Below are 3739 nucleotides of genomic sequence, written 5' to 3' on the forward strand. Positions count from 1 at the left end.
ACAATAATTGCCAATATTCCAATGGATATAGCTATTACGTAGTATGTTAAGTCTGCCATCGCCTCCATATCTGGAGAACTTGGATTAAAAAGGCCGCCTAGCTTTTCCATAGTACAGTTTTAGTTCAAAATTTCTTTCTCACATGCCTTTATCGATTGAAATTACCCAGCCATGAATGGATTATAAAGACTTTGAACAGTTATTGTCAAGGGCTCCTAAAAATAAATAGCTAATTCTCTTAGATTGTTGAATAAATAGTATAAAACTTGTGGTATTATGTTGCATATTAAGTTAAGCTGAGCATAATACAACTTGTTTCTCATCAGTAAAATCAGGAAAGAAAACTATATTACAATTTATATGAACAAACTTCTCTCCATATCTTTATTCAGTTTCCTCTTTATTTTATTGCTAATTTGTCATCCCAAAACATCACTTTCGCAAGGAAGTCAGAGTGAACAAGGTACTGTAGATACCAAAATGAAGGAACTTCAAGAAGATCAAGGAGCTCAGCAAGACACGGCTCCTGAGGCTTTGGATGAGATAGTAGATGACAACCAGTCTGAACAACAGAATACTACCCCAGAGCAGCAAACTACCCAGCAGAGTAATGAAACTGAACAAACAGCACAGTCTAGTGCAGAGGATGAATCAATTGTACGCATTTCAAAGGTGCGCATTGAGGGCGCAAACGTTGTAACCAAACAAGAGGTTGAGCAGGTAATAGGTACTGAGTTTCCATCAATTAGATTTTGGGTTAAAAAACCTGAATTTGATGAAGAAGTCTTAAAAGACGACATGATAAGGATCCAAAGGCTTTATGCAAATAATGGATACTATGATGCCAATGCCACATTTGAGACCAAATATAATGACGAAGGCACAAGAGTAGAGATTACAATTAAGATTGAAGAGGGAGATCCGGTAATACTAACGGATATTGATCTTAGTTTTGAGGGCGATTTGTCCGAGGGCATAAAAGAGCAAATAAAAAAGGCCATACCTCTTAAAATAAATGAAACTTTTTCCCCTAACGGCTATCAGCAAACTAAGGGCGTTATATCAGAAATTCTTTCCAACAACGGTTATCCAAAATCAGAGATCGAAGGAGAGGCGTTGGTTAACAGAAGGGAAAAGTGGGCTAGAGCAAAATTTATAATAAAGCCGGGACTTGTATACACATTTGGTGTAATAAAGGTAGAGGGAAATGAAAAAGTTGCCAGCTATATCATTGAAAGAGAGGCTGAGTTTAAGCAGGGTGAGACCTTTAATTTAAGTAAGATTAACCAAACACAATCAAATATATTTCAGCTCGGGTTATTTAGATCTGTCGTTATAGATCCGGTTTATGACGATGATAAGCAAATTGCCGATGTCGCCATTGTAGTTAAAGAGCGTAAGCAAGGCTCTGTTAAAATTGGCGGCGGATTTGGGACAGAGGATAAGCTAAGAGGTCAGCTGATATGGACCCAGAGAAACTTTTTTGGGGGCGGCAGACGACTTGAAGTGTCGGCAAAAGCCTCCTTTATAACCCAAAGAATTGAAACTTCTGTAATTCAGCCATTTATAATAGGTAAAAACTCTGAGCTTTCAGGCACCCTTAACTTCCAAAGAGATGATGTTCCTTCATTTAAGGGAAGAAGTTTTCTTGCCTCGGCCGCACTAACAAAAGACTTCTGGAAATACTACTCGGTTTTCGGATCGCTTAATGTTCAATTCTCAAATGTTCAAGACAGCGCAACCAGAACTCCTGAGGAGAGAAGCCGTGAGAACTTTTTTCTTACTTTTATTAACCTTGGCTTTGAAAGAGATACTACCGATAATATTCTAAACCCTACTACCGGTACCGTCATCTCTACAGGTCTCGAATCTTCCTTCAGAGCACTGGGCTCAGATGTGAACTATTTAAAAGGAACCGTTGAGCTTAGGGGATATAGAAAATATTGGGATATTGTTTTTGCAAAAAAATTCACAATAGGAGTTATTCAACCCTTTGGGGAAACACAGACCTTGGACGTTCCTATCTTTAAGAGGTTCTTTGCTGGCGGCAGTACCAGCATGAGGGGTTTTCCATTTCAGAAGTTGGGCCCACTTGATGATAACAATGATCCTCTAGGCGGTAACTCCCTTTTGGTTGGAAGCTTTGAAGTCAGGTATCCGATCTACGGAGATTTTGGAGGCGTTGCCTTTTTTGATTATGGTAATGTGTATACCGAAGAATGGAGCTTCCCTCTTGATAGGCTAAAGTATGCTCCTGGTTTGGGTCTTAGATATGATACGCTGATCGGTCCTGTGAGGTTTGATGTGGGCTATGCACTAAACCCTGAGCCTGGAATAAGAAGAATTCAGTTCTTTATCAGTATAGGTCAGGCATTCTAAGAATTTCATCTATTTTTGTTTAAAGACAAGCGCTACCCATTCTTTCTCCCCATATTCCTCAATTAATTTATATCCAAGATCATCGAATTTGTCGATTGCTCGGTCTTTTTGCTCATCTTTAATCCCAGACAAGACGATAGTGCCAGATGGATTCGCTTTACTTTTTATGTCATCGCTTATCGCGACTATGGAGTCGATTAAAATATTTGCCACTACTAGGTCAAACTGGCCTGGTACTTCTTCTATGGAGCCCAAAAGGATTTTGATTTTTGAAGTAAAGCCGTTTTGTTCAACATTGGAATTGGCTTCCAGTGTAATAGCATTGTCTATATCAACGCCGACAATATACTCTGCCCCTAGCAGAGCAGCCGCAATCGATAAAACTGCGCTTCCGCATCCCACATCCAGCACGGTTTCAATCTCTTCTTCTTTAAAAACTTTCTCCAGAGCCGCTATACAGAGCTTTGTTGTTGGGTGATCCCCCTTACCAAAGGCCCACCCGGGGTTTATTTCAATCTCCTTAATTTCGCCGTTTGGAAGATTTACCCTAATATTAGAAGTGTCTGGATAGTACTCAAATACTGCGACTTTGCTCATTATTTACTCTTACAATCATACATGTGATGAAGGAATATTACCTGTGCCGGTTGAAGGCGGATCCTTGTCTACTGACTCTTGGTCCTCGGATTTTTTATTATCAGTTGAGTCATCTTTCTCAACTTCAAATTCAATTGATTCTTTTAATTCATCTTTTGCCCTTTCGAGCTCTCTCATACCTCTTCCAATAGTTCTGGCAATTTTAGGGATTTCCTTTGGACCAAGGAGAAGCAGGGCAATTACTAATACTATTAGAATTTCAGTTGTTCCGATTCCAAACATTATGTTCACCAAGATAAACTGTCTATGCTTCAAAGGCTACCCCATTGTAGATCTATCTTCAATAATCTATGTCCGTCTGAGCAGCTTTAACTACTACTCTTTTTCTATAAATAGAGTAAAATGATTCAAGCTAAAAAGATAAATTTTATAGGATAGGAGAGTCAAAATGAAAGCAATAATATATCACGAAGTCGGCGAAGTAGATGTACTAAAGCACCAAGATGTAGATGTGCCTCAAATAGGGGATGATGAAGTATTAATCCGCGTAAGAGCCTCGTCACTAAACCATCTTGATTTAAGACTTAGAGCCGGAAAGTCTCCAAGGCCAGTGGATCTGCCTCATATTGGCGGGATCGATGTCGCTGGTGATGTTGAAGAAGTCGGTGCAAATGTGACAGATATAACTCCAGGCACAAGGGTTGTTGTTGATCCAACTGTTAAGACGCCAAAGGGTAATTTAGTTGTTGGTGTTAACCTTCAT

4 protein-coding genes are annotated in these 3739 nt (G+C 39.4%); 2 read left to right on the top strand and 2 right to left on the bottom strand.

What is annotated here, in order from left to right:
• The first annotated feature begins 480 nt into the window (after positions 1–480).
• Complete coding sequence (bamA, locus tag AAF462_10815) at positions 481–2379, top strand: outer membrane protein assembly factor BamA (GenBank protein MEM7009615.1); 1899 nt, start codon at positions 481–483, stop codon at positions 2377–2379.
• A 9-nt stretch (positions 2380–2388) separates the two neighbouring features.
• Here bamA and AAF462_10820 read toward each other — a convergent pair whose 3' ends face one another.
• On the bottom strand, positions 2389–2976 hold the full coding sequence (locus AAF462_10820; GenBank protein ID MEM7009616.1) for a 50S ribosomal protein L11 methyltransferase: 588 nt from the start codon (positions 2974–2976) through the stop codon (positions 2389–2391).
• Between the two features lie 15 nt (positions 2977–2991).
• Positions 2992–3291 carry a twin-arginine translocase TatA/TatE family subunit gene (locus AAF462_10825; protein MEM7009617.1) on the bottom strand — a complete coding sequence of 100 codons (300 nt, stop codon included), beginning with the start codon at positions 3289–3291 and terminating at the stop codon, positions 2992–2994.
• Positions 3292–3424: 133 nt separating this feature from the next.
• On the opposite strand from AAF462_10825, the gene AAF462_10830 reads away from it, so the two are divergent.
• The coding region (locus AAF462_10830; GenBank protein MEM7009618.1) for an alcohol dehydrogenase catalytic domain-containing protein at positions 3425–3739 on the top strand (315 nt) is incomplete at its 3' end.

Source organism: Thermodesulfobacteriota bacterium (assembly GCA_039028315.1).
Lineage (GTDB): Bacteria > Desulfobacterota_D > UBA1144 > Nemesobacterales > UBA2774 > CR02bin9.

What these genes read in the sequence shown, in the direction of transcription:
- bamA (MEM7009615.1), top strand. Translation starts at nt 481, where the DNA reads ATGAAGGAACTTCAAGAAGATCAAGGAGCTCAGCAAGACACGGCTCCT.
- AAF462_10820 (MEM7009616.1), bottom strand. Translation starts at nt 2,976, where the DNA reads ATGAGCAAAGTCGCAGTATTTGAGTACTATCCAGACACTTCTAATATT.